The 25,382-nt window shown below is 73.2% G+C and carries 23 protein-coding genes and 1 riboswitch; of the genes, 16 read left to right on the forward strand and 7 right to left on the reverse strand.

Translation table 11 applies throughout. The features are described 5' to 3' along the window. From HGAM_RS17785 to HGAM_RS17795, 4 genes are read left to right on the forward strand one after another with little or no spacing between them, the layout of a single operon-like run. Entirely contained in the window at window positions 1-1,083 is a 1,083-nt protein-coding gene (locus HGAM_RS17785; protein WP_019144365.1) for a glucosidase family protein, read from the forward strand. Then, entirely contained in the window at window positions 1,068-1,724 is a 657-nt protein-coding gene (locus HGAM_RS17790; protein ID WP_019144366.1) for a class I SAM-dependent methyltransferase, read from the forward strand. Before HGAM_RS17785 ends, HGAM_RS17790 begins: the two co-directional genes overlap by 16 nt. A 12-nt stretch (window positions 1,725-1,736) precedes the next feature. Further along, window positions 1,737-2,771: a hypothetical protein gene (locus tag HGAM_RS04935; RefSeq protein ID WP_019144367.1), complete on the forward strand. Its 1,035-nt coding sequence runs from the start codon at window positions 1,737-1,739 to the stop codon at window positions 2,769-2,771. A 48-nt stretch (window positions 2,772-2,819) separates the two neighbouring features. Then, window positions 2,820-4,151 carry an NAD(P)/FAD-dependent oxidoreductase gene (locus HGAM_RS17795; protein ID WP_019144368.1) on the forward strand — a complete coding sequence of 444 codons (1,332 nt, stop codon included), beginning with the start codon at window positions 2,820-2,822 and terminating at the stop codon, window positions 4,149-4,151. 108 nt (window positions 4,152-4,259) lie between these two features. Here HGAM_RS17795 and HGAM_RS04945 read toward each other — a convergent pair whose 3' ends face one another. Then, on the reverse strand, window positions 4,260-5,015 hold the full coding sequence (locus tag HGAM_RS04945; RefSeq protein ID WP_019144369.1) for a helical backbone metal receptor: 756 nt from the start codon (window positions 5,013-5,015) through the stop codon (window positions 4,260-4,262). Between the two features lie 14 nt (window positions 5,016-5,029). Further along, window positions 5,030-5,467, reverse strand: coding sequence for a hypothetical protein (locus tag HGAM_RS04950; RefSeq protein WP_019144370.1), 438 nt, complete (start codon window positions 5,465-5,467; stop codon window positions 5,030-5,032). 140 nt (window positions 5,468-5,607) lie between these two features. On the opposite strand from HGAM_RS04950, the gene HGAM_RS04955 reads away from it, so the two are divergent. After that, window positions 5,608-5,970, forward strand: coding sequence for an ArsR/SmtB family transcription factor (locus HGAM_RS04955; RefSeq protein ID WP_019144371.1), 363 nt, complete (start codon window positions 5,608-5,610; stop codon window positions 5,968-5,970). Further along, entirely contained in the window at window positions 5,943-6,881 is a 939-nt protein-coding gene (locus tag HGAM_RS04960) for a cation diffusion facilitator family transporter (RefSeq protein ID WP_020691328.1), read from the forward strand. Before HGAM_RS04955 ends, HGAM_RS04960 begins: the two co-directional genes overlap by 28 nt. A 3-nt stretch (window positions 6,882-6,884) precedes the next feature. Here the strand turns inward: HGAM_RS04960 and HGAM_RS04965 are convergent, their stop codons facing one another. Both HGAM_RS04965 and icmF read right to left on the reverse strand, forming a co-directional pair. Continuing rightward, the gene (locus HGAM_RS04965) at window positions 6,885-7,388 is read right to left on the reverse strand and encodes a thioesterase family protein (RefSeq protein ID WP_019144373.1); all 504 of its coding nucleotides are present in this window, start codon (window positions 7,386-7,388) and stop codon (window positions 6,885-6,887) included. 10 nt (window positions 7,389-7,398) lie between these two features. Beyond that, window positions 7,399-10,614 carry a fused isobutyryl-CoA mutase/GTPase IcmF gene (icmF, locus tag HGAM_RS04970; RefSeq protein WP_019144374.1) on the reverse strand — a complete coding sequence of 1,072 codons (3,216 nt, stop codon included), beginning with the start codon at window positions 10,612-10,614 and terminating at the stop codon, window positions 7,399-7,401. 87 nt (window positions 10,615-10,701) lie between these two features. Here icmF and HGAM_RS04975 point away from each other — a divergent pair, with 87 nt between their 5' ends. After that, the gene (locus tag HGAM_RS04975; protein WP_019144375.1) at window positions 10,702-11,211 is read left to right on the forward strand and encodes a MarR family winged helix-turn-helix transcriptional regulator; all 510 of its coding nucleotides are present in this window, start codon (window positions 10,702-10,704) and stop codon (window positions 11,209-11,211) included. A gap of 58 nt (window positions 11,212-11,269) precedes the next feature. Here HGAM_RS04975 and HGAM_RS04980 read toward each other — a convergent pair whose 3' ends face one another. Then, window positions 11,270-12,016, reverse strand: coding sequence for a hypothetical protein (locus tag HGAM_RS04980; protein ID WP_019144376.1), 747 nt, complete (start codon window positions 12,014-12,016; stop codon window positions 11,270-11,272). Between the two features lie 155 nt (window positions 12,017-12,171). Further along, window positions 12,172-14,070, reverse strand: coding sequence for an acyl-CoA dehydrogenase family protein (locus tag HGAM_RS04985; protein ID WP_019144377.1), 1,899 nt, complete (start codon window positions 14,068-14,070; stop codon window positions 12,172-12,174). A gap of 99 nt (window positions 14,071-14,169) precedes the next feature. Next, window positions 14,170-14,240, forward strand: a riboswitch (cobalamin riboswitch). An 80-nt stretch (window positions 14,241-14,320) separates the two neighbouring features. Here HGAM_RS04985 and HGAM_RS17800 point away from each other — a divergent pair. From HGAM_RS17800 to HGAM_RS17805, 5 genes are read left to right on the forward strand one after another with little or no spacing between them, the layout of a single operon-like run. Continuing rightward, window positions 14,321-14,974, forward strand: a complete 654-nt coding sequence (locus HGAM_RS17800; protein WP_019144378.1) for a hypothetical protein — start codon at window positions 14,321-14,323, stop codon at window positions 14,972-14,974. Window position 14,975: 1 nt separating this feature from the next. Next, window positions 14,976-16,091 (forward strand): energy-coupling factor transporter transmembrane component T, encoded by a 1,116-nt coding sequence (locus tag HGAM_RS04995; protein WP_019144379.1) that lies wholly within the window; start codon window positions 14,976-14,978, stop codon window positions 16,089-16,091. After that, complete coding sequence (locus HGAM_RS05000) at window positions 16,088-17,707, forward strand: ABC transporter ATP-binding protein (RefSeq protein WP_019144380.1); 1,620 nt, start codon at window positions 16,088-16,090, stop codon at window positions 17,705-17,707. Before HGAM_RS04995 ends, HGAM_RS05000 begins: the two co-directional genes overlap by 4 nt. Continuing rightward, window positions 17,704-18,516: an ECF transporter S component gene (locus HGAM_RS05005; protein ID WP_019144381.1), complete on the forward strand. Its 813-nt coding sequence runs from the start codon at window positions 17,704-17,706 to the stop codon at window positions 18,514-18,516. The genes HGAM_RS05000 and HGAM_RS05005 overlap by 4 nt, the downstream gene beginning before the upstream one ends. A gap of 16 nt (window positions 18,517-18,532) precedes the next feature. Beyond that, window positions 18,533-18,973 carry a hypothetical protein gene (locus HGAM_RS17805; protein WP_019144382.1) on the forward strand — a complete coding sequence of 147 codons (441 nt, stop codon included), beginning with the start codon at window positions 18,533-18,535 and terminating at the stop codon, window positions 18,971-18,973. A 4-nt stretch (window positions 18,974-18,977) separates the two neighbouring features. Here HGAM_RS17805 and cobT read toward each other — a convergent pair whose 3' ends face one another. Then, window positions 18,978-20,018: a nicotinate-nucleotide--dimethylbenzimidazole phosphoribosyltransferase gene (gene cobT / locus HGAM_RS05015; RefSeq protein ID WP_019144383.1), complete on the reverse strand. Its 1,041-nt coding sequence runs from the start codon at window positions 20,016-20,018 to the stop codon at window positions 18,978-18,980. Window positions 20,019-20,178: 160 nt separating this feature from the next. Here cobT and HGAM_RS05020 point away from each other — a divergent pair, with 160 nt between their 5' ends. From HGAM_RS05020 to HGAM_RS05035, 4 genes are all read left to right on the forward strand, one after another. After that, window positions 20,179-21,636 (forward strand): pyridoxal phosphate-dependent decarboxylase family protein, encoded by a 1,458-nt coding sequence (locus HGAM_RS05020; RefSeq protein ID WP_019144384.1) that lies wholly within the window; start codon window positions 20,179-20,181, stop codon window positions 21,634-21,636. A 76-nt stretch (window positions 21,637-21,712) separates the two neighbouring features. Further along, window positions 21,713-23,026 (forward strand): lysine N(6)-hydroxylase/L-ornithine N(5)-oxygenase family protein, encoded by a 1,314-nt coding sequence (locus HGAM_RS05025; RefSeq protein ID WP_019144385.1) that lies wholly within the window; start codon window positions 21,713-21,715, stop codon window positions 23,024-23,026. Then, window positions 23,023-23,568 carry a GNAT family N-acetyltransferase gene (locus HGAM_RS05030; RefSeq protein ID WP_019144386.1) on the forward strand — a complete coding sequence of 182 codons (546 nt, stop codon included), beginning with the start codon at window positions 23,023-23,025 and terminating at the stop codon, window positions 23,566-23,568. Before HGAM_RS05025 ends, HGAM_RS05030 begins: the two co-directional genes overlap by 4 nt. After that, window positions 23,565-25,343: an IucA/IucC family protein gene (locus tag HGAM_RS05035; protein WP_019144387.1), complete on the forward strand. Its 1,779-nt coding sequence runs from the start codon at window positions 23,565-23,567 to the stop codon at window positions 25,341-25,343. Before HGAM_RS05030 ends, HGAM_RS05035 begins: the two co-directional genes overlap by 4 nt. Window positions 25,344-25,382 lie beyond the last annotated feature (39 nt).

Raw genomic sequence — 25,382 nt, forward strand, 5'->3', positions numbered from 1 at the left:
ATGCCGCTGCCCGAGGTGCCCGGCGTCCTCAGCGCCGAGCAGGCCGCCGCCACCGGTGACTGGATCGCGTCGGTCCAGCTGCCGTCCGGGGCGATCCCGTGGTTCCCGGGCGGCCACGTCGACCCGTGGGACCACGTCCAGGCCGCCATGGGCCTGACCGTCGCCGGGCACGCGGACGCCGCCGCCCGCGCCTTCGGCTGGCTGGCAGACGCGCAGGCCGACGACGGCACCTGGGCCGCCAAGTACGTCGACGGCGAGGTCGTCGAGGACCACGTCGACGCCAACTTCTGCGCCTACGTGGCGGTCGGCGCCCTGCACCACCACCGGGTCACCGGCGACGACGCCGTGCTGGCCCGCACCTGGCCGGTCGTCCGCGCCGCCATCGACGCCGTGCTGTCGCTGCAGGCCGACGACGGCACCGTCCGCTGGGCGCGCTCGGCCGACGGGAGCGTCGCCGACGAGTCGCTGGTCACCGGCAACGCGTCCATCCACATGAGCCTGCGCTGCGCGATCGCCCTCGCCCGGGTCGTCGGTGTCGACGTGCCCGAGTGGCAGGACGCCGCCGCGCGCCTGCGCCACGCCCTCGACGACCACCCCGAGCGGTTCTCGCCGCGCGGCCGGCACGCGATGGACTGGTACTACCCGGTGCTCGGCGGCGCGCTGCACCCCGACGACGCCAGCGTCCTGCTCGACAAGCGCTGGGACGAGTTCGTCGTCGACGGCCTGGGCATCCGCTGCGTCCACGACCACCCGTGGGTCACCGGTGCCGAGACCTGCGAGCTCGTGCTCGCGCTCGACGCCGCCGGACGCCGCGACGACGCCACGACGATGCTCGCCGCGATGCAGCACCTGCGCGACGGCGACGGCTCCTACTGGACCGGACTCGTCTACGCCGACGGCAAGCGCTGGCCGGTCGAGACGTCCACCTGGACGGCCGCCACCGTGCTGCTGGCCGCCGACGCGCTGGGCCGCACCACCGGTGCGAACGGCCTGTTCCGCGGCGAGGGTCTCCCCGCCGCCCACCCTGGCGACGAGCTCGCCGACTTCCACCCCGAGGAGCCCTGCCCGTGCCTGGCGTCGTGACCTTCCCGCCCGACCTCGCCGACCTCGTCGCGCGGGTCAAGGGCTTCATGCCCGAGGACGAGGGCCTGGCGCTGCACGCCGCGGCCCAGCAGTTCGTCCGCGGCGGCGTCGCCGTCGAGATCGGCTCGTACTGCGGCAAGTCCACCGTCTACCTGGGCCACGCGGCCCGGCAGTCCGGCGGCACCGTCGTGACGATCGACCACCACCGCGGCTCCGAGGAGCACCAGGTCGGCTGGGAGTACCACGACACCGAGCTGGTCGGCGCCGACGGACGCTTCGACACCCTGCCGCTGCTGCGCCGCACCCTTGCCGACGCGGCGATGGAGGACGTCGTGACGCCGATCGTCGGACGCTCGGTGGACGTCGCGCGCTGGTGGCGCACCCCGCTCGACCTCGTCTTCGTCGACGGCGGGCACACCGACGAGCACGCGCAGAACGACCTGCACGGCTGGGCGCCGTGGGTGAAGGTCGGCGGCGTCCTGGTCATCCACGACGTGTTCCCCGACCCCGCCGACGGGGGCCAGGCGCCGTACCGCATCTACCGCGAGGCGCTGGACTCCGGCGAGTTCACCGAGGTCTCCGTGACGGGGTCGCTGCGCGTCCTCGAGCGCACGCGCGAGCCCGCGCTTGCCCGGCCATGATGGGATGAACCGGTGAACGCCAAGCCGCTGCCCCGCCCGCCGAAGGTCACCGTCGCGTGCCTGTTCATCGGCCTGACCTGCGCGTTCATGCTGCTGCAGTTCATCTCGACGCTCTCGCAGTGGGGCTCGATCGAGCTCCAGGAGCAGGTCGCCGAGGCGCTCGACGGCCCGGTCGGCGTCGACCTGAGCGTCGACACCGTCCTGTCGTGGCTGCGGGTGCTGCTCAACGTGCTGGCCGCCGGTGCGGCCGCGGGCATCGTCTTGGCCGTCTACGCCGCGCGAGGCCACCAGGCGTCCCGCGTGCTGCTGACCGTGACGGCGGCGCTGCTCGCCCTCGTCTTCGTCAGCGTCGGTCTGCTCGGCCTGCTGCCGGCCGCGTTCGCGGTCGGCTGCGCGTTCTACCTCTGGTCGCCCGAGGCCCGTGCCTGGTACGCCGCGAAGAACGGACGCGTGACGGCCGCCCCGGCACCCGCGCGTCCCGACCCGTTCGCCGCGCCTCCCGCGGGCGCGACCGCCGAGTCGCAGCGCACCGCGGTCGCTCCCGCGGCACCGCCCGTCCCGCACCAGGCCCACCCGGGCCAGCCGTGGCAGCACGCCCCGGCCGCCCCGACGGGCCCGCGCCGTCCCCAGTCCGTGCTCACCGCGGCGATCGTCATGCTGTCGTCGGCCGGCGTCGTGGCGGGCGTCGCGGGGCTCAACGCCCTGCTCTACGTGGTCTCGCCCGACGAGTACGTCCGCCTCCTCCAGGACCAGCCGCTCATGGCCGACAGCGTCCGCGAGCTCGACACGACCGCCGAGACGCTGGCCCGCTGGATGTTCATCGGCTGCAGCATCCTCACCGTGGTCTCGCTGCTCGGTGCGCTGGCCGGCGTCCTGCTGCTGACCCGCACCAAGGGGGCCCGGGTCTTCGCGCTCGTCATGTGCGCGGTGACCTTCGTGATCGGGCTCGCCGCCGTCCCGATGGGCTGGCCGTGGGCCGCCGCGGCGGCGCTCGTCGTGTGGTGGATCACACGCCAGGACGCCCGCGCCTGGCTATCATCCCGCTGACCTGCCCTCCGACGTGAGCGCCCACAGAGCCGGGACTACGATGGAGGCATGGCTGACAACTCCAGCGAGGAGCGCACGCGCCCCCACGTCGTGGTCGTGGGCGGCGGGTTCGGCGGACTCAACGTCGTCCGCAACCTGCGCAAGGCCGACGTCGACATCACCCTGATCGACCGGCACGCGTACAACACCTTCAACCCTCTCCTGTACCAGGTCGCCACCGCGAGCCTGAACCCCGGAGACGTGACCTGGTTCCTGCGCGCGGTCCGCGCCAAGCAGGACAACGTCATCTTCCTCAAGGGCACCGTCACGTCGATGGACCACGAGCAGCGTCTCGTGCACCTCGACGGCGGGCTGGAGCTGCAGTACGACTACCTGGTCATCGCGTGTGGCGTGACCGCCAACTTCTTCGGCATCCCGGGCGCGGCCGAGCACTCGCTGCCGCTGTACAAGCGCTCGCAGGCGCTCGCCGTCCGCGACCGCATGTTCGCCTACCTCGAGAACGCCGCGGTCAACGGCCAGGACGAGGACCTGCGCCTCGTCGTCGTCGGCGGCGGAGCCACCGGCGTCGAGACGGCCGGCGCGCTCGCCGAGCTGCGCAACAACGACCTGCCGGTCGCGTACCCCGAGATCGACCCGTCCCGCGTGCACATCACGCTCGTGGAGATGCAGGACTTCGTCCTCGGTCCGTTCGCGCCGAAGCTGCGCGACTACGCGAAGCGCTCGCTCGACAAGCGCGGCGTCGACCTGCGCCTGGGCACCTCGGTCAAGGAGGTGCGCGCCGACGGCGTGCTCGTCCAGCGCAAGGACCAGGAGCCGGAGTTCCTGAAGTCGGGCATCGTCGTCTGGGCCTCGGGCATCACCGCCCACGACGTGGTCAAGAACTGGAACGTCCCGCAGGGCCGCGGCCAGCGCATCGAGATGGACGAGCACCTGCGCGTGCACGGCCTCAAGAACGTCTTCGCCATCGGCGACGTCTCGATCAACCCCGACGACCCGCTGCCCCAGCTGGCCCAGCCGGCGATGCAGGGCGGCAAGCACGTCGCGAAGTTCATCAAGGCCGACCTGGCCGGCGAGACGGTCAAGCCGTTCAAGTACTTCGACAAGGGCACGATGGCCACGATCGGCAAGGCCTCGGCCGTCGCCGAGATCCGCTTCATGCCCAAGATGAAGGGCTTCCTGGCCTGGCTCATCTGGGTCGGCCTGCACATCTTCATGCTGCTGGGCAACCGCAACCGGTTCGCGACGCTGACCAACCTCGGCGCCAAGTACCTGCTGTGGGGCAGCCACAACGTCATCATCGGCGAGACCCCGCCGATCGAGGCCAAGGACCCGCACGTGCTCGAGCGGGCGAAGGTCAGCCCGCGCGGCCGCCGCCGCTAGAGCCTCACCCACCCTCGGCGCCGCCGAGACGTGGACGCAGAAGGACCACGATCCTCGTGATCGTGGTCCTTTCGCGTCCCAGGCGAGCTGCGGTGCCTGACGCACGCCTCAGCGCAGGGCGACGGCGAGCTCGTCGCGGGCGTGGACGAGCGAGGGTCCGTACCAGGTGAGCAGGCGGCCCGACACGAGCCGCGTCGGCACCTGCGTGAACGCCTCGGGCCCGTCGTCGGCGGTGAAGACGTACGGCTCGTCCGGCAGCAGCACGAGGTCGACTCCCTCGCGGTCGATCTCGGCGAGCTCCACGTGCGGGTAGCGGCCCTCCGCGTCGTCCAGGACGTTGACCGCGCCGAGCCGGCGCAGCACGTCGCCGGTGAAGGTGTCGGAGCCGACCGCCATCCAGGGGTCGCGCCAGATCGGCACGACCACGCGCGGGCCGCCCGCGGGCGGGGGAGCGGCCCAGGCCCGCTCGGCCTGCTCGAGCCAGGCCGGGACGCCCCAGCCGAGCGCCTCGGTGAACAGCCGGCGCATCGACGCGAACGCCTGGTCGACGGTGCGGACGTCGGTCACCCAGACGGGCACGCCCGCGTCGCGCAGGCGGCGCACGTCCAGCTCGCGGTTCTCCTCCTGGTTCGCCACGACGAGGTCGGGCTCGAGGGCCTCGATGGCCGCCCGGTCGGGGTTCTTCGTGCCGCGCACCCGAGCGACGTCGAGGTCGGCGGGATGCGTGCACCAGTCGGTCGCACCGACGATCGCCTCCGGCCGGGTGGCGGCGAGCGCCTCGGTCAGCGACGGCACGAGCGACACCACGCGCCGGCCCGGACGTGGGACGGGCACGGACGTCCCGAGGTCGTCCGTGCCCGTCATGCGCTGCAGAGTACTCAGTGCTTGTGACCCCGATCGGTCGCGTCGGGATCGATCACGCGCTCGTTCACGTCGGACGTCCGGCGCTCGGTGACCTCGGACGTGCGGTGCTCCGTCACGTCCGGGTCGAGCCGGTCGGCCTCGGCGCGCTGCTCGTCCAGCGACTGGACGCGGCGGCTCGCCTCGTGCTCGTGCTCGTGCGCCGCCTTCTCCAGGCGATCGGCCTCGAGGCGCGCCTCCTGCGCATCGGCCCGCGCGGACGCCGCAGCGGCCTCACGACGCTGGACCTTGATCTCCTCGGCCTGCGCCTCCTCACGGATCTTCGCGGCCTCCACGCGGCGACGCTCCTCGACCTCGTGACGGTGCGCGGCGGAGCGCTTGCGTGCGGCCATCGCGATCGCGGCGACGAGCGCCAGCACCACGACGGCGATGATGAGCCAGACCCACCAGTCCATGACAGCCTCCTTCGGCAGGGCCGGACCTCGGTGTCCGGCCTATCGGCACGCCAGTACCCGGCCGCACGAGGTCGAAGCGCCGGACGGCGTGAGAGTGCTCTTAGTACCGTTCCATCGGCTGTGACGGATAGCATCGGCGCATGACGATGATCGACGAGTCCGCCGTCGCGGTCGACGAGCGGCACGCCAGCGCCGCGGCGGCCAGCCTCTTCCACGGCCTGAGCGACCCGTCCCGCGTCGCGATCCTGCGCCACCTGCTGCTGGGCGAGCACAACGTCCGCGAGCTGACCGAGCACCTGGGCCTCGCGCAGTCGACCGTCTCCCAGCACCTGGCCTGCCTGCGCGGGTGCGGGCTCGTCGACGTCCGGCCGGTCGGACGCGCCTCGTTCTACCGCGTCGCCCAGTCCGACGCGACGCTCGGCCTGCTCGCCGCCGCCGAGCAGCTGCTGTCGCTCACGGGCGACCAGGTCGAGCTGTGCCCCACGCAGACGAGGCGGCGCTGATGGGCGCCGGGCACGGCCACGGCCACGCCCACGGGCACGCGGGCGGCCGTCACCGCTGGCGCCTGGGAGCCGCGTTCGTCCTGGTGCTCGCCTTCTTCGGTGTCGAGCTCGTCGCCGGCCTCGTCTCGGGCTCGTTGGCCCTGTTGTCCGACGCCGGGCACATGGCCGCGGACGTCGTTGCCCTCGGTGCCGCGCTGACCGCCACCCACGTGGCCACGCGACCCGACACCACCGGACGTCGCACGTTCGGCTCGTACCGGGCCGAGGTGCTCGCGTCGGGGTTCGTCGTGCTGCTCATGCTCGGGGTCGCCGCGTACGTCTTGGTCGAGGCGGTCGGCCGGATCGGCGATCCCGCGGACGTCCAGGTCGGGCCGATGATCGTGGTCGGCGGGCTCGGCCTGGTGGTCAACGTCGTGGCCATGCTGCTGCTCGCCGGTGGCGCGGGCGAAAGCCTCAACGTGCGGGCCGCCTACCTCGAGGTCGTGGCCGACGCCGCCGGCTCGGTCGGCGTGATCGCCGCCGGCGTCCTCGTCGCGACCACCGGCCACTCGTGGTGGGACACCGTGGTCGCGCTCGGTGTCGGCGCGTTCGTCGCGGTGCGGGCCGTCCTGCTCGGACGCCAGGTGCTGGCCGTCCTCGCCCAGCACGCGCCCGCCGGCTTGGACGTCGAGGAGGTCGCGCGTGGCCTGGCGGCGATCGACGGCGTCGACGACGTGCACGACCTGCACGTCTGGACACTCACGTCGGGCATGAACGTGGCGACCGCGCACCTGGTCGCGTCCCGTCCCGAGCAGCTCGCCGCGGTGCTCGACGACGCGCGGACGCTGCTGCGCGAGGAGCACGACGTCGAGCACGCCACGCTGCAGGTCGAGCCGCGTGAGGGCACCGCCTGCCGCGAGACCGGCTGGTAGCGCCTAGCGCCTGCGGACGCCCATGACGCCGCAGACCGGCGCGGCCCAGTCGAGCGACTCGGAGCGGGCGACCTCGAGGTCGATCTCGTGCAGGACGTCGTCGGGGAACGGCTCGGGCCGGCGGGTGTCGAAGTTCACGTGGACCAGCGTCGCCTCGACGGTCGCGGCCAGCCGGCCGCGGGTGCGGTCGACGATGAACGCCAGGGTGTGCAGCACCTTGTCCGAGCGCTCCAGGAAGCGCACGTGGACGGAGATCGCGTCGCCGAGCCGCAGCTCGGACAGGTAGGACAGGTGGTGCTCGGCGGTGAACGTCGTCTGCCGGCGCTCCTCGATGTACTCCGGCCCCATGCCCATCTCGATGGTGCGCCCCCACAGGCCGAGGCTGGCCTCCTCGAGGTAGCGGCCGATGTTCATGTGGTCGTTCTCGTCGAGGTACTCGGGCGGGACGACGCCCTCGCGGACGGCGGGCAGCTGCAGGACCTCGTCGACGGTGGGGTGGTTGCTCACGGACGCATCCTCACACGTTGCGGCGGTACTGGCCGCCGACCTCGAAGAACGCCTCGGTCACCTGCTGCAGCGAGCAGACGCGGGCGGCGTCCATGAGCACGGCGAACACGTTCTCGTGGTCGACCGCCGCCTGCTTCAGTCGCGCGATGGCCGCCTCGGCCTCCGACGCGTGCGCCTGCTGGAAGCCCTGGACACGCTCGAGCTGCGACCGCTTCTCGTCCTCGGTGGCCCGGGCCAGCTCGACGGTGGGCGGCTCGGTCTCGGCGTCGGGCTTGCGGAACGTGTTGACGCCGATGATCGGCAGCGAGCCGTCGTGCTTGCGGTGCTCGTAGAGCATCGACTCGTCCTGGATGCGGCCGCGCTGGTAGCCGGTCTCCATCGCGCCGAGCACGCCGCCGCGCTCGCTGATCGCCTCGAACTCGCGCAGCACCGCCTCCTCCACGAGGTCGGTGAGCTCGTCGATGATGAACGACCCCTGGAGCGGGTTCTCGTTCATCGCCAGGCCCCACTCGCGGTTGATGATGAGCTGGATGGCCAGGGCGCGGCGCACCGACTCCTCGGTCGGCGTCGTGACCGCCTCGTCGAAGGCGTTGGTGTGCAGGCTGTTGGCGTTGTCGTAGATCGCGATGAGCGCCTGCAGCGTCGTGCGGATGTCGTTGAAGTCCATCTCCTGCGCGTGCAGCGAGCGGCCGGACGTCTGCACGTGGTACTTCAGCTTCTGGCTGCGCTCGTTCGCCCCGTACTTGTCGCGCATCGTGACCGCCCAGATCCGCCGCGCGACCCGGCCGAGCACCGAGTACTCGGGGTCCATGCCGTTGGAGAAGAAGAACGACAGGTTCGGCGCGAACGCGTCGACGTCCATGCCGCGGGCCAGGTACGCCTCGACGTACGTGAACCCGTTGGCGAGGGTGAACGCGAGCTGGCTGATGGGGTTCGCCCCGGCCTCGGCGATGTGGTAGCCGGAGATCGAGACCGAGTAGAAGTTGCGGACGCCCTGCTCGATGAACCACTCCTGGACGTCGGCCATCATCCGCAGGCTGAACTCGGTGGAGAACAGGCAGGTGTTCTGCCCCTGGTCCTCCTTGAGGATGTCGGCCTGCACGGTGCCGCGGACGTTCTGCAGCGCGCGCCGACGCAGCTCCTCGTGCTCGGCGGCATCGGGCTCGCGACCCTCGCGGTCGCGGAACGCGTCGACCTGCTGGTCGATCGTGGTGTTGAGGAAGAAGGCCAGCACCGTGGGCGCCGGACCGTTGATCGTCATCGAGACCGACGTCGTGGGGGAGACGAGGTCGAAGCCGTCGTACAGCGCCTTCATGTCGTCGAGGGTGGCGACCGAGACGCCCGACGTGCCGACCTTGCCGTAGACGTCCGGACGCAGGTCGGGGTCGCGTCCGTACAGCGTCACCGAGTCGAACGCGGTCGACAGACGGGTCGCCTCGGAGTCCGACGACAGCAGCTTGAAGCGCCGGTTGGTGCGGAACGGGTCGCCCTCGCCGGCGAACATGCGGGCCGGGTCCTCGCCGTCGCGCTTGAACGGGAACACGCCAGCGGTGAACGGGAAGAAGCCGGGCAGGTTCTCGCGCCGCCAGAACGACACCAGGTCGCCGTGGTCGGTGAAGCGCGGCAGGCTCACCCTCGGCACCTTCGTGCCCGACAGCGACTCACGCGTCAGGCGGGTGCGGATCTCCTTGTCGCGCACCCGCACGACCTGCTCGTCGCCGGCGTAGGACTCCACGACGTCCGCCCAGCCGTCGAGCTGGCGGCGCACCTCGCCCGGCAGGTCCTCGCGGGCGCGCTCGGCGAGCGCGGCGACGTCGGTGCTGTCGGGCAGCTCGGCGGCGACGGCCTCGAGCCGCTGCAGCCGGCGGGCCTGCTCGGCCAGGCGGACGGTCTCGGCGTGGTAGCCGCGGACGGTCTCGACGATCTCGGCCAGGTAGCGGGTGCGCTCGGGCGGGACGACCTGGGCGATGCCGCTGGAGTGCCGCACGTCCACGACGGGCAGCGTGCCCTCGACGGCGGGCAGCCCGTGCTCGGCCAGGACGCCGCGCAGGTGCTGGTAGAGCGCGGTGACGCCGTCGTCGTTGAACGTGGCCGCGGACGTGCCGAAGACCGGCATGTCCTCGGGCCGCTGGCCGAACGCCTCGCGGTTGCGGACGAGCTGGCGGCCGACGTCGCGCAGGGCGTCCTTGGCACCGCGGCGCTCGAACTTGTTGATCGCCACGACGTCGGCGAAGTCGAGCATGTCGATCTTCTCCAGCTGCGACGCGGCACCGAACTCCGGCGTCATCACGTACATCGAGACGTCCACGAAGGGGACGATCGCGGCGTCGCCCTGCCCGATGCCGGGCGTCTCGACGACCACCAGGTCGTGCCCGGCCGCCTTGAGCAGCGCGATGACGTCCGTGAGCGCCTCGGGCACCTCGCGGTCGCCGCGGGTGGCGAGCGAGCGGAAGTAGACCCGGTCGCCGTCGAGGCTGTTCATGCGGATGCGGTCGCCGAGCAGCGCGCCGCCGCCCTTGCGCCGGGTCGGGTCCACGGCCACGACGGCGACGCGCAGCTTGTCCTGCTGGTCCACCCGGAAGCGGCGGACGATCTCGTCGGTGAGCGAGCTTTTGCCCGAGCCGCCGGTGCCGGTGATGCCCAGGACGGGGGCGGTCGAGCGCTCGGCGGCGGCGCGGACGGGCTCGCGCGTCGCGTCGTCGAGGTGGCCGAGCTCGGCGCCGGTGATGGCCCGGGCCAGGGCGGCGCGGTCGCCGGACAGGACGGCGTCCAGCGAGGCGGGTCCCTGCTCCCACAGGTCGACGTCGCACTCAGCGATGAGCGTGTTGATCATGCCGGGCAGCCCGAGCCGCTGGCCGTCCTCGGGGGAGAAGACCTTGACTCCGGCGCGGCGCAGGCGTTCGATCTCCTCGGGCACGATGACGCCTCCCCCGCCGCCGTAGACCTTGACGTGGCCCGCGCCGCGCTCGCGCAGCGACTCGACCAGGTACTCGAAGTACTCGACGTGGCCGCCCTGGTAGGAGCTGACCGCGACGCCCTGCACGTCCTCCTCGACCGCGGCGTCGACGACCTCGGCGACCGAGCGGTTGTGGCCCAGGTGCACGACCTCCGCGCCCTGCGACTGCAGGATCCGCCGCATGATGTTGATCGACGCGTCGTGCCCGTCGAAGAGCGCGGACGCGGTCACGAACCGGACCGGGTGGGCGGGCTGGTGCAGGTCGGGCATGGGAGTCCTCCGAGAACTTCGTTGGAACCCCGATAGTAGGACATCCAATGAATTGACGGAAGACGTCCGCGCGCTAGGGTCACCCCCATGACCGAGACGTCCCGCCTGGACTTCGACCCCATCGAGCGGGCCGGTCAGCTGTGGCACGAGCACTTCGGCGAGGCGACCGACCAGATGCTCCTGGCCACCTCGATCATGCGCGTCCAGCAGCTCATGCTGGCCCGGCTCGACACGGCGCTGAAGCCGTTCGGCATCACGTTCGCCCGCTACGAGGTGCTGGTGCTGATCTCGTTCAGCCGCGCCGGCTCGCTGCCGCTGAGCAAGATCGGCGAGCGGCTGATGGTGCACCCCACCTCGGTCACCAACGCCATCGACCGGCTCGAGACCCAGGGCCTGGTCGTGCGCGAGGCCGACGGCACCGACCGCCGCCGGACGCTGGCCAGCCTCACGGCGGAGGGGCGTCGCGTCGTCGACGAGGCCACGCGAGCCCTGCACGACATCGACTTCGCCGTCGACGGGTTGGACGCGGCGCAGCAGCGCCAGGCCTTCGGGCTGCTGCGCGCGATGCGCTCGGCGGCGGGCGACTTCCCCGCCTGAGACGGCGACGGCGCCGGTCCCCGAGGGGAGCCGGCGCCGTACCTGGTGCGGTTCTGCGTCAGATCTTGACGTTGCGCGTCGCGCCACCCTGCAGCGAGGTGGTCGTCTTGACGAGCGCGCGGTAGTTCGCCCGCTTGCTCGAGCGGTAGGTGAACTTGAACGAGCCGTTGCTCTTCGGGCGGACCTTCTTGATGGTCTTCCACTTGCGGCCGCTCTTCTTCTGCACCAGCACCTGCGAGACGCGCGCCCAGCGGCCGTTCGGCTGGATGGCGCGCCACTTCGAGCCGCTGACGCGGATCTTGGAGCCGCTCTTGCGCAGCTTCAGCACCGCGGAGCTGTCGATCGTGCGGCGGATGTTGAACAGGTTGCTCGCCGCGGGCGCCAGCGTGAAGTTCACCCGGTTGTAGTTGGCGTCGTAGTAGTAGCCGGCCGCGCGGATGTTGCGCAGCTTCGCGGCGCCGGCGCCGGCGGAACGGGGCAGGTTGACGTAGTTGCTGTCGTACGTCGGCATCTTGATCGTCGTGCGCTTCTTGCCGCCGATCCACAGCTCGGCCGTCGCCGAGCTGAGGTACGCGCCGCTGGGCAGGCCGTACGAGACGCGCGCGTTGGCGTAGATCGTCGAGCTGTACTTCGTCATCAGCGAGTGCGCGACGGTGACGCGCGTGGCGCCGATGGCGGACGCCTTGACCTTGCTGTCGGTGGACGCCGGAGCGGCGTTCGCGGGCGTGCCGGCGAACGCGACGGCGGCGGCGGTGATCGCGACGGTGCTGGCGGTGGCCAGGCGACGCGACAGGGTGAGACGCATGAAGGGAACCCCCGGGGGACGAGTGAACAAGTTGTGCGGAGGTTATCGGCTTCCTGTGCGCGACGCCTCGCTGGGCGCGCCCTGTCGCGAGAACCGGGACCGACGTCCCGGGGCAAAGCGTTACGGCCCCGGGACGTCGGTCACGCCGGCCGGGCTCAGGCCTTGAGCATCGCGGCGCCGAGCGTGTGCTCGGGGACGCCGAGGCCCTCGACCAGCGTGAGGGTCTGCGGCGCGAGCTCGGCGAGCAGCCGGTCGATCTCGACGGTCACCTGCTTGGCCCGCGAGTCGGTCAGCCGGTGGTGCGCCATGAACCACGCCGCGTCCTCCTCGACGACGCTCAGCGCATAGAGCGAGCAGACCTTGCGGAGCAGCTCGGCGGCCTCCTCGTCCTCGCACCGGGCGATGCCGGCGGTGAACGCCTCCAGCACGATGCGGTCGATGTGCGCGACGCCGACCCGGACGACGTGGTCCTGGGCGTCGTTGAAGATCGCGAACGCCTGGGCCGGATCCTCCTTGTCGGCCCGGCGCAGGCGACGGGCCGCGGTCTCGATGACGTGCTGCTCGCGGTCCTCGAACAGCTGCAGCTGGGTGCCGCGGTCGAGCAGGTCGTGCTCGGAGTCCTTGCCCGGACGCGCGTCGATGAGCCGCTGGATGAGCGTCGGGGCCGCCGTGCGCTCGCGCACGACGTCGGTGATCGTGCCGGCGACGAATCGGACCATGCCGACCGGGTCGAGGCCGCCGACCTCCTGGGCGTAGGCGGTGAGCTGCTCCTTGGCGACCAGCTGCATGAGGACGTGGTTGTCGCCCTCGAAGGTGGTGAACACGTCGGTGTCGGCGCGCAGGCGGGTGAGCCGGTTCTCCTCCAGGTAGCCGGCGCCGCCGCACATCTCGCGCGCCTCCTGGATGGCGCGGGTGGCGTACCAGGTCTGCGCCGCCTTGAGCCCGGCCGCGCGGCCCTCGAGCTCGCGCTGCTTCTGCGCGTCCGGGGTGCCGCCGGACTGCATCCGGTGCATCCGGGCGACGAGCTGGTTCTGCGCGAACCGGTAGGCGTACGCCCGGGCGAGCAGCGGCAGCAGCCGGCGCTGGTGCACCCGGTAGTCGATGAGCCGGGCCTCCTCGTCGACGCCGACGAACTGGCGGCGCTGGACGGCGTACCGGCCGGCGATGCTGAGCGCGACCTCGGCCGCGGCGCCGGCGGAGCCGCCGACGCTCACCCGGCCGCGAATGAGCGTGCCGATCATGGTGAAGAAGCGCGCGTTGCGGCTCTCGATCGGCGACGAGTAGGTGCCGTCCTCGGCGACGTCGCCGTAGCGGTTGAGCAGGTTCTCGCGCGGTACCCGCACCTGGTCGAACACGATGCGGCCGTTGTCGACGGCGCCGAGGCCGCCCTTCGGGCCGCAGTCGGACGTCGTGACGCCGGGCAGGTCGTGGCCCTCCTCGTCGCGGATCGGCACGACGAAGCAGTGCACGCCGTGGTCCTCGTCGAGCGTGCGCAGCTGGGCGAAGACCGCCGCCACCCGGGCGTGCGCCGCGGCGCCGCCGATGTAGTCCTTGCGCGCCGACGGGGTCGGCGAGTCGATGACGAACTCCTGCGTCGCCGGGTCGTACGTCGCGGTCGTCTCCAGGCTCTGGACGTCGCTGCCGTGCCCGGTCTCGGTCATCGCGAAGCAGCCGAGCAGGTCGCAGCTGATCAGGTCGCGGACGTACGCGTCGTGGTGGCGCTTGGTGCCGAGGTTCTCGATCGCGCCGCCGAACAGGCCCCACTGCACGCCGGCCTTGACCATGAGCGAGAGGTCGAACTGGGCCAGCATCTCGATGCCGGTCACCGACATGCCCGGGTCGCCGAGCCCGCCGTTCTCGACCGTGAAGCCGGCGGCGGGGATGCCGGTGGGCACGAGCTTGCGCAGCTGCTCGAGCACACGGTCGCGCGCCTGGTCCATCGAGAGGGTGGGGTCGTAGAGCAGGTCCATGCCGGCGAGCTCGACCCGGGCCTGCTCGCGCACGTGGCGCCACTTGCCGTCCAGGGCGATCCGGAGCTGTTCGCTGAGCGTCATGGCGGCACCCTAGTTCCGGGTCGCCGACTTCGCCCGTCACGCCGACCGGAGGTATGGTTCCCCTGCCCGACCGGGCAGATCCACCACTCGTCCCACGCGGGGGAAGCCGGTCCAAGTCCGGCGCTGACCCGCAGCCGTAGGCCACCAGACGGTGGCGAGCCGGAACGCCCGCCGGGACGTCTCACCCCAGGCTGTCGCGGAACGCAGCGGGCAGGGCCTCCCTTCCCGTGCCGCAGCCGGAAGGAACCCGATGAACCGTCGTCTCGCCGCTCTCCTGCTCCCCGTCGTCACGGCGGGCACGCTGACGCTCGCCGCCCCGGCGGCCCACGCGGCGCCGGACTGCAGCGACGCCGGTGACGTGGCGGTGGTGGTCGACTACAAGGAGCTCGGCGCCGACCTGCAGATCCTGTGCGCCGAGGACGCCGACGGCAGCACCGTGCTGGAGACGCTGCGCGAGGCCGGCCTGAAGACCACCGGCACGACCAAGGAGGGCGACGCCGCCCTCTGCCGCGTCGAGGACCTGCCCAGCCCGCAGGACGAGGCGTGCCAGACCTACTCCGACCAGGCCTACTGGGCGATCTCGCTGGCCGGCCCGGACGCCGACGCCTGGTCGTACGCGCAGAAGGGCGTCGCCGAGCAGACCGTCGAGGGCGGCGGCTACGTCGGCCTCTCGTACGAGCCGATCACCGCCGACGCGAACGCCGCCGCGGCGCCGAGCGTCCTGCCCGGTGACGAGGTCCGCGCCCAGCTGGAGGCCGACGCCGAGGCCGACGAGCCCGCCGGCGACGAGGCGGTGGAGGAGGACTCCTCGACGCCGAACACGGTGGCGATCGTCGTGGGGGCCGTGCTGGTCGTCGCGCTCGTGGCCGCCATCGTCGCCGCGTCGCGCCGCCGGCGCGGCTGAGGTGACCCGGCCGGGCCGTGAGCTGCACCCGGGAGCCTGGTGGACCTGGGCTCTCGGGCTGGCGGCGTGCGCCTCGGCCACGACCAACCCGTGGCTGCTCGTCCTGCTCGTCCTGGCGGCGGGCGTCGTCGTCGTGCTGCGCCGCGGCGACGCGCCGTGGGCGCTCGGCTTCCGCTACTACGCCTACCTCGCGCTGCTGGTGATCGTGCTGCGGGTCTTCTTCCATGCGGTGCTCGGCGGCGACCAGGGCGCGCCGTACTGGCTCGACCTGCCGAGTGTCCCGCTGCCCGAGTGGGCTGCGGGGGTCCGGCTGCTCGGACCGGTCTCGGCCTCGACCGTCCTGTCCGGGCTGTACGAGGGCATGCGCCTGGCCGCGATCCTGCTCTGCGTCGGCGCGGCGAACACGCTCGCCAACCCGCGCCGGCTGCTCGCGTCCCTGCCCCCGGCGCTGTACGAGGTCGGCACCGCCCTCGTCGTCGCCCTGACCGTCTTCCCACAGCTGGTCGAGAGCGTCCAGCGGGTGCGCACGGCCCGCCGGCTGCGCGGTGACGCCGGCACGGGCGTCCGGGCGCTGCGCCGGCTCGTGGTGCCCGTGCTCGAGGACGCGCTGGAGCGTTCCATGACGCTCGCCGCCGGCATGGACACCCGCGGGTACGGCCGCTCCGGCGACCGGACGCGTGGCCAGCGGGTCGTCACCGGGGCCCTGCTGCTGGCCGGCCTGGTCGGCGTCGGCATCGGGGCCTACGCGGTGCTCGACCCCACCACGCCGGGTCTCCTCGGCGGCTGGATGCTCGCGCTGGGCGTCCTGCTCGCCGCCGGCGGGTTGGTGAGCGCCGGACGCCGGGTCCGCCGGACGCGCTACCGGCCGCCGCAGTGGCACCCCGCCGACCTCGCCGTGGCCGCCTGCGGCGTGCTGGTCGCCGTGGGCGTCCAGCTGGTGGCCCAGAGCGACCCGCTCGTCGTGAACCCGCCGCTGGGTGACCTGCCGACGATCACCCTGCCCGCGCTGGCGCTCGTCCTGGTCGCGCTCGCCCCCGCCGTGCTCGCGCCCCCGCCGCCGCTCGACGCCGCGGCTCCGGCCGACGAGCCGGCCCGGCCCCAGGGGGCGCTGCGATGATCGAGCTGCGCCGGGTGGGCTTCCGCCACCTCGACCACGACGGCCGGCCGGACGGCGACTGGGTGCTGCGCGACGTCGACCTGACCGTCGAGGAGGGCGAGCTCGTCCTCGTCGCCGGTCGCACGGGCGTCGGCAAGTCCACCCTGCTCGGGACGCTCAACGGGCTCGTGCCCCACTTCACCGGCGGCGAGCTGGTCGGCGACGTGCTCGTCGACGGCACGAGCATCCGGCGCACGCCGCCACGCGAGCTGGCCCACCTCGTCGGCTCCGTCTCGCAGGACCCGCTCGCCGGGTTCGTCACCGACTCGGTGGAGGAGGAGCTCGCCTACGGCATGGAGCAGCTCGGCCTCGCGCCGGCCACCATGCGCCGCCGGGTGGAGGAGACCCTCGACCTGCTCGGCCTGGCCGGGTTGCGCTCGCGCTCGCTGCGGTCGCTGTCGGGCGGCCAGCAGCAGCGCGTCGCGATCGGCTCGGTGCTGACGATGCACCCGCGGGTGCTCGTGCTCGACGAGCCGACGTCCGCGCTCGACCCCACCGCGGCCGAGGACGTCCTGGGCACGCTGCGCCGGCTCGTGGAGGACCTCGGCCTCACCGTCGTGGTCGCCGAGCACCGCATGGAGCGGGTCGTGCCGTTCGCCGACACCCTCGTGGTCGTCGAGCCGGGCGGACGCGTGCGCAGCGGCGACCCGGCCCGGCTGCTGCAGGACTCCCCGGTGGCCCCGCCCATCGTCCAGCTCGGCCGGCTCGCCGGCTGGGACCCGCTGCCGCTGTCGGTGCGCGACGCGCGCCGGCGCCTGGGCGGGTTGCGCGGACGGCTGGGCGAGCTGCCGCCGGCCGACCTGCCGACCGTGCCGGGCGAGGTGCTGCTGCGCGCCCGCGACGTGTCCGTCGCGTACGGCGCCCGGGTCGCCGTCGACCGCGTCGGCCTCGAGCTGCGCGCCGGCGAGGTCACCGCGCTCATGGGCCGCAACGGCTCGGGCAAGTCGTCCCTGCTCTGGGCGCTGCAGGGCACGGGCCGGCGGCGGTCCGGACGCGTCGACGTGGACGGCCGCGACCCGCACGACCTGAGCAGCTCCGAGGCGCGACGCATGGTCGGCCTGGTGCCGCAGACCGCGTCGGACCTGCTGTACCTGGAGACCGTTGACGAGGAGTGCGCGGCCGCCGACCACCAGGCGTCCGCGCCCGCGGGCACCTGCCGCGCGCTGCTCGACCGGCTCGCGCCCGGCGTCCCTGGCGACCACCACCCACGCGACCTGTCCGAGGGGCAGCGGCTCTCGCTGGTGCTCGCGATCGCGCTCTCGGCCCGGCCCCGCGTGCTGCTGCTGGACGAGCCCACGCGCGGGCTCGACTACGCCGGCAAGGACGCGCTCGCCGGCGTGCTGCAGGACCTCGCCCGCGACGGCCACGCGGTCGTCGTGGCCACGCACGACGTCGAGTTCGTCGCCGAGGTCGCCGACCGGGTCGTGGTGCTGGCCGGGGGCGAGGTCGTCTCCAGTGGCGACGTCGTGCAGGTGCTGGCCGAGTCGCCGGCCTTCTCGCCGCAGGTCTCCAAGGTGCTCGGAGAGGGCTGGCTGACCGTCCCGCAGGTGCGCGACGCGCTGGAGGGCATGTCGTGAGCGACCACGTGCGCGTCCGGATCGGCCTGCGCTCGGCCGTCGTGCTGACCGTCGCGTCGGTCGCCGGCCTGCTGATGTTCGTCTGGCCGCTGCTGCTGAAGGTCGACCCCAACGGCTCCGGCGCCCGCTCCGACCCGCCCTACGTCTTCCTCGTCCTGCTGCCGCTGCTCGTGGTGGTGGTCGTCGCCGAGCTGTCCGAGGGCGGCATGGACTCGCGGACCCTCGCCATGCTCGGCGTGCTCACCGCCGTCAACGCGGCCCTGCGCGCGCTGGGCGCCGGCGTCGCCGGCTTCGAGACCGTGTTCTTCCTGCTCGTGCTGGGCGGACGCGTGTTCGGCCCGGGCTTCGGGTTCCTGCTCGGGGCGACGTCGATGTTCGCCTCGGCGCTGTTGACGTCCGGCGTCGGGCCGTGGCTGCCGTTCCAGATGCTGTGCGCGGCCTGGGTCGGCCTGGGTGTCGGGCTGCTGCCGCGCCGGCCGCGCGGTCGCGCCGAGATCGCGCTGCTCGTGGCCTACGCGGTGGTCGCGTCGTACGCCTACGGGCTGCTCATGAACCTGACCAGCTGGCCCTACCTGCTGGGCATCCAGGTGCCCGGGCACGAGGGCTCGCTGTCGGTCGTCCCGGGCGACCCGCTGGCCGAGAACCTGCACCGCTTCCTGATCTACACGCTGCTGACGTCCACCGGCGGCTGGGACACCGGCCGGGCGATCACCACCGCGGTCGCGCTCGTCGTGCTGGGCCCCGCGGTGCTGGCGACCCTGCGGCGGGCGGTGCGCCGCACCGCCTACGCGGCGTCGGTCACCCCCTGACTGCCAGGATGGCGGCGTGAGCCTGCCTTCCGTGTCCCGTCGGACGTCCGCCGCCGTCACCTTCATCGCCACCACCGCCTACTACGCCAGTCCGGACGTGGTCCGGTCCCGCCGCACGCGCACGCGGGTCAAGGGCGCCATGGTCGGCGTGATCTCGGTGGTCTCGTTGCTGGAGGCGCGCCCCGACCGGCCCGACCCGGAGACCAGCGACGCCGTGGAGGAGGTCCTCGGCTCGCTCTCGGGCCGCGAGCAGGCCGCGCTCGGCGCGGTGGCGGTGGGAGTCGTGGTCGGCGGTGCGCTCGCCGTCCGTGCGGCCGAGCGCTGGATCTTCGCCCACGGCGAGCGTCGTCGCGCGTCCGGGAAGCGGCTGGCCCACACCGCCCCGGCGGTCGTCCTGGGCGCGGCGTCGGCCGCGACGGTGCTGGCGCCGTGGCCGGGCGAGCGCCGGACGTCCTAGCGGCTCAGAGGACGTCGGCGAGCAGGCTGACGTCACGCAGCAGCAGCGCGGCCGAGCGCACCAGCGGCACGGCGGCGACGGCACCGCTGCCCTCGCCCAGCCGCAGCCCCAGGTCGAGCAGCGGCTCGAGCCCGAGCTTGGACAGCGCGAGCGACTGCGCCGGCTCGGTCGAGCGGTGCCCGGCGGCGAACCACGCCGCGGCACCGGGCGCGAGCCGGTCGGCGACCAGCGCGCAGGCCACCGAGATGAGCCCGTCGAGCAGCACGGGGACGCCCAGCCGGGCGGCCTCGGCGAGGTAGCCGGCGGTCGCGGCCAGGTCGGCGCTGCCCAGCGCGGTCAGCAGCTCGACCGGGTCGTCGACGCGGTCGCCGGCGCGGTCGAGCGCCTGCTGCACGACGGCCACCTTGCGGGCCCGGCCCTCGGCGTCCACGCCGGTGCCCGTGCCCACGACGTCCTCGGCCGGGAGGCCCAGCAGCGCGCCGACGAGCGCCGCGGTGGGCGTGGTGTTGCCGATGCCCATGTCGCCGCTGATCAGCAGCTGGGCGCCGGCCGCGTGCTCCTCGCGGGCGACGAGCGCGCCGGCCTCGAGCGCCCGCCGGGTCTCGTCGGCGGTGAGCGCGTCCTCGAGGTGGATGGCCCGCGCGCCGCGGTTCACCTTGTGGTCGGTGACGCCGGGCAGGTAGGTCAGGTCGGCGTCGACCCCGAGGTCGAGCACCCGCACCGTCACGCCGTGCTGCGCGGCCAGCACGCTCACGCCCGCGCCGCCGGAGACGAACTGACGCACCATCGCCGGCGTGACCGCCTTCGGGTACGCCGAGACGCCGTGGTCGACGACGTCGTGGTCGCCGGCGAAGACGACGGCCCGGACGCGCTCGACCGGCTCGGGCGGGCACACGCCCTGCGCGGCGGCGACCCAGACGCCCAGCTCGCCCAGGCGTCCGAGCGCCCCGGCGGGCGTCGCGAGGGCAGCCAGCCGCTCGGCGGCCGCGCGACGCGCGTCCTCGCTCGGGGGCGTGACGGGCGTGCGGTCGGTCTGCGTGCTCATGCCCCCATGATGACGGGCCGGGGACGCCGGGCGGCGGCGGGTGGCTACGCCGTCCGCATGGTGGGCGGGTTGCCGGACCCGGGAGGCGTGTGCCACGGTTGGTAAGGCTTACCTAACCACGCGACGGCGCGTGGAGGCCTTCGGGGGAAGGAGCGATGCGGTGCACCGTGCGCCCACGCAGGAACTGTTCACCAGCCGGACCGTCGACCACTGGGCGGAGGTGCTGCGCCGCGGGGTCGACCACCTCGGGGAGCGCGCCCGCCGCGTCGGCGCCCCGCACTCGGGCTCGAGCGTCGAGCCCGTCGCGAAGCTGGTCGCCGACGTCGACCTCGACCGTCCGCTCGGGGACGTCGAGGAGGTGCTGGACGAGCTCGGCCAGGTGTACCTGGACGACGCGGTCTGGTTCCACGACCCGGGCTACGTCGCCCATCTCAACTGCCCCGTCGTCATCCCGGCGCTGCTGGCCGAGCTGTACGTCTCGACCGTCAACTCCTCGCTCGACACCTGGGACCAGAGCGGCGGCGGCACGCTGATGGAGCAGCGGCTCGTCGCCTGGACCGCCGAGCGGCTCGGACTGGGCGAGGACGCCGACGGCGTCTTCACGAGCGGCGGCACGCAGTCCAACCTGCAGGCGATGCTGCTCGCCCGGGCCGAGGCCGCCCCGCGCGTGGGCGGCGACCTCACCCGGCTGCGGGTGCTCGTCTCGTCCGACGGCCACTTCAGCGTCCGCAAGGCCGCCGACCTGCTGGGCCTGGGGCCGGACGCCGTCGTCGTCGTGCCGGTGGACGAGCGCCGGCGCATGGACGTCGGCGCCCTCGCCCGCGAGCTCGACCGGCTGCCCGAGGGCACGGTGCCCATGGCGATCGTCGCCACCGCGGGCACGACCGACTTCGGCGCGATCGACCCGCTGCTGCCGCTGGCCCGGCTCGCCCACGCCCACGACGCGTGGTTCCACGTCGACGCCGCGTACGGCGGCGGCCTGCTGACGTCCACCCGCCGGCGGCACCTGCTCGACGGCGTCGAGGCGGCCGACTCGGTCACCGTCGACTACCACAAGACGTTCTTCCAGCCGGTCAGCGCGAGCGCCCTGGTCGTCCGCGACGGACGCACGCTGCGGCACGCCGCCTTCCACGCCGACTACCTGAACCCGAAGGAGGCGGTGGTGCCCAACCAGGTCGACAAGAGCCTGCAGACCACGCGCCGCTTCGACGCGCTCAAGCTCTGGACGACGCTGCGCATGATGGGCGCCGACGCCGTGGGCGAGCTGTTCGACGGCGCGATCGACCTGGCGCAGGGGCTGCACGCCCGCATGCGTGAGCTGGACGACGTCGAGGTGCGGGTCGCGCCGGTGCTGAGCGCGATCGTCTTCCGCTACCGGCCGCCGGGACTGTCCGCCCGCGCCGCGTCCGACCTGGCGCCACGCATCCGCGCCGAGCTGGCCTCCGGCGGTCGCGCCGTCGTGGCCGGCACCAAGGTCGACGGTGAGTCCTGGCTCAAGGTGACGCTGCTCAACCCGGCCACGAGCCCGGCCGACCTCGAGCGCGTCCTGCACGAGGTGCGCGCGGCCGGTGCCGGCCTGCTCGCCGAGGACGTCCAGCAGCGGGGTGAGGTGGCATGAGCGAGCGCAGCGAGCGAACGAACAGTCATGTCGTGCGCGGTCCTTCGTACCGTGCGATCTTCACGGAGGGCCGCGCATGACTGCGACGCGCACCTACGACTTCGTCGCCGTCGGGCTGGGGCCGTTCAACCTCGGCCTGGCCTGCCTCGCCGACCCGGTCGACGGCCTCGACGGCGTCGTCCTGGAGTCGCGCGAGTCGTTCGACTGGCACCCCGGGATGATGCTCGAGGACGCCACGCTCCAGGTGCCGTTCATGGCCGACCTGGTGACGATGGCCGACCCGACGTCGCCGTTCTCGTTCCTGGCCTACCTCAAGGCCACCGGACGGCTCTACCCGTTCTACATCCGCGAGAGCTTCTACCCGCTGCGGGCGGAGTACAACGACTACTGCCGCTGGGCGGTCGACCGGCTCGACTCGGTCCACCTCGGACGCCACGTCGAGCAGGTGACCTGGGACGAGACCGACCAGCTCTACGTGGTCCGGGCCCGGCTCGCCGGCACCGGCGACACCCAGACGTACCGCGCCCGGCGGCTGGTGCTGGGCACCGGCACCCAGCCGGCCGTCCCGCCGGCGGCGCAGGGGCTGGACGGACCGTGGCTGCACTCCTCGGCCTACCTGGAGCACCGCGACCGGCTGCGGTCCGGCGACTCGATCACGATCGTCGGCGGCGGGCAGAGCGCCGCGGAGATCTACCTCGACCTGCTCGAGGGCATCGACGCCGGCTACTCGCTGACCTGGCTCAGCCGCTCGCCGCGGTTCTTCCCGCTGGAGTACACCAAGCTCACGCTGGAGATGACCAGCCCGGAGTACCTGCGCTACTTCCACGCCCTGCCGGGGACGCAGCGCGACGACCTGCTGCGCGAGCAGAAGGGCCTGTACAAGGGAATCAGCGGCGACCTCGTCGACACCATCTACGACACGCTCTACAGGAAGCGCGTCGCCCTGGGCGAGGTGCCGACGACTCTGCTCACCAACACCGAGCTGGCCGGGGCGCGCTGGGACGGGACGGGCTTCGAGCTCGACCTGCGTCAGCACGAGCTGGACGAGCCGTTCGGCCTGCGCACCGACGGCCTCGTGCTGGCCACGGGGTACGCCGCGCAGGTGCCCGCGTTCGTCGAGCCGGTCGCCGACCGCATCCGCTGGGACGCGCGCGGCCGCTACGACGTGGGGCTCGACTACCGGGTCGACGAGGCGGGCACGATCTTCGTCCAGAACGGCGAGGAGCACACCCACGGCCTGGTCGCGCCCGACCTCGGCATGGGCGCGTACCGCAGCTCGGTGATCATCAACGCCATGTGCGGCCGCGAGGTCTACCCGGTCGAGGAGCGCATCGCGTTCCAGGAGTTCGGCGTCCCGGCCGGCGCCCGCGGGGCGGTGAGCAGCCGATGACCACCGCGACCGCCACCACGTTCGTCCCGGTCGACCCCGACGCGGACGCCGCGCTGCTGCACGCGTGGGTCACCCACCCCGGGTCGGTCTACTGGCAGATGCAGGACGCGTCCGTCGACGACGTCCGTGCGGAGTACGCCCGGATCGCCGCCGACCCGCACCACCACGCCTACCTGGGTCACGTCGACGGACGTCCGGCGCTGCTGGCCGAGGTGTACGACCCGGCGCACTCCGAGCTCGCCGGCGTGTACGACGTGCGGCCCGGCGATCGCGGCATGCACGTGCTCGTCGCCCCGACCGACACGCCCGTGCACGGGTTCACCGACCGCGCGTTCGCCGCCGTGATGCGGCTCGTGCTGGACGACCCCGCCGTCGAGCGGGTGGTCGTCGAGCCCGACGTCCGCAACGCCGGCATCGCGCTGAAGAACGCCAAGGCCGGGTTCGTCGTGGACCGGGCCGTCGAGCTGGGCGACAAGCGGGCCGCCCTGAGCTTCTGCACCCGCGAGCAGTTCGCGGCCAGCCCCCTGGGAGGAGACCTGTGAGCGTCACGACCACCGCGGTGCCCGGCACCGCCGACCACCTGACCCCGGACGTCCTGGACCGGGCCCAGCGCCTGCTCGTCGCGAAGGCCGTCGCCGAGCTGTCGCACGAGCGGCTGCTCCACCCGCGTCCCGACGGCCACGGCTGGGCGCTGGACGCCGGCGACGTCGTCTACCGCTTCGCCGCCCGCCGCTACCCGCTCGAGCACTGGGTCGTCGACCCCGGCTCGATCTCCGCCGAGCGCGACGGCGCCCCGGCGGACCCCGACGTCCTGACGCTCGTGGCGGCGCTCGCGTCCGACCTCGGGCTCACCGACGAGCTCCTGCCGGTCTACCTCGAGGAGCTCGCCTCGACGCTGCGCGCGGCCGCCTGGACGCTCGTGCACCACGAGCAGACCGTCGACGACCTGCTGCACGCCGACCTGGCCGCGACCGAGGGGGCCATGCACGCCGGCCACCCGGGGTTCCTGGCCACGAACGGCCGCATCGGGTTCTCAGCGTCGCAGAACGAGGCCTACGCGCCTGAGGCCGGCCGGCCCGTCCGGCTGCACTGGCTGGGCGTGCGGCGCAGCCTCTCGGTCGCGTCCTACGGCGAGGGGCTGGACGAGGACGCCCTGCTGGCCCACGAGCTCGACCCCGCCACCCGCGAGCGGTTCGAGCTCGAGCTGCGGGCCCGCGGCCTCGACCCGGCCGAGTACCTCCTCGTGCCGGTGCACCCCTGGCAGTGGGACCACAAGATCGCCGTCACCTTCGCCCCGGACCTGGCCCGCCACGACCTCGTCCACCTCGGCGAGGGGCCGGACGCGTACACGGCGCAGCAGTCGATCCGCACCTTCCTCAACGTGGACCACCCCGAGCGGCACTACGTGAAGGTCGCGCTGTCGATCCAGAACATGGGGTTCATGCGCGGGCTGTCGCCGCGGTACATGCGGGCGACGCCGGCGATCAACGACTGGGTGGCCGGCCTGGTCCACGCCGACCCGGACCTGCAGGACTGCGGCTTCCGGGTGCTGCGCGAGCGGGCCGCCGTCGGCTACACCGGTGGCGTCTACCAGGCGCTGGAGGCCGACTCGCCCTACAAGAAGATGCTCGCCGCCCTGTGGCGCGAGAGCCCGGTGACGATGGTGCGCGACGGTGAGCGGCTGGCCACGATGGCGTCGCTGCTGCACCGCGACGCCGACGGGAACGCGTACGCGACGGCGCTCGTGCGGGCGTCCGGCCTGGACCCGGCCGACTGGGTGCGCGCCTACCTGCGGGCGTACCTGCGGCCGGTCGCGCACTGCCTGCTGGCCCACGACCTGGCGTTCATGCCGCACGGGGAGAACCTCATCCTCGTGCTCGACGGCCACGTGCCCCGGCGGGTGTTCATGAAGGACGTCGGCGAGGAGGTCGTGGTCATGGGCGACACCCCGCTGCCGGCCGAGATCGAGCGCATCCGCCAGGACGTGCCGGGCGAGCTCAAGGCGCTGAGCGTCCACACCGACGTCTTCGACGGGTTCCTGCGGCACCTCGCCGGCATCCTGGCCGAGGACGGCGTGCTCGGCGCGGGGGACTTCTGGGCGCTGGTCGGCGAGTGCCTGGCGCAGCACGCGGCCGACCACCCCGAGCTGGCGGCGGCCCGGGAGCGCTGCGACCTGTTCGCGGCCGAGTTCGCGCACTCCTGCCTGAACCGGCTGCAGCTGCGCAACACCCGCCAGATGGTCGACCTGTCCGACCAGGCGTCGTCGCTGCAGATGGCCGGGACGCTGGAGAACCCCGTGGCGCCCCACCGTCCCTGACGTGGGCGCGCCAGGCCCGGCACTCCGCGTGGAGCGCCG

The sequence above is a fragment of the Aeromicrobium massiliense JC14 genome (genome assembly GCF_000312105.1).
GTDB classification, from domain to species: Bacteria; Actinomycetota; Actinomycetes; order Propionibacteriales; family Nocardioidaceae; genus Aeromicrobium; species Aeromicrobium massiliense.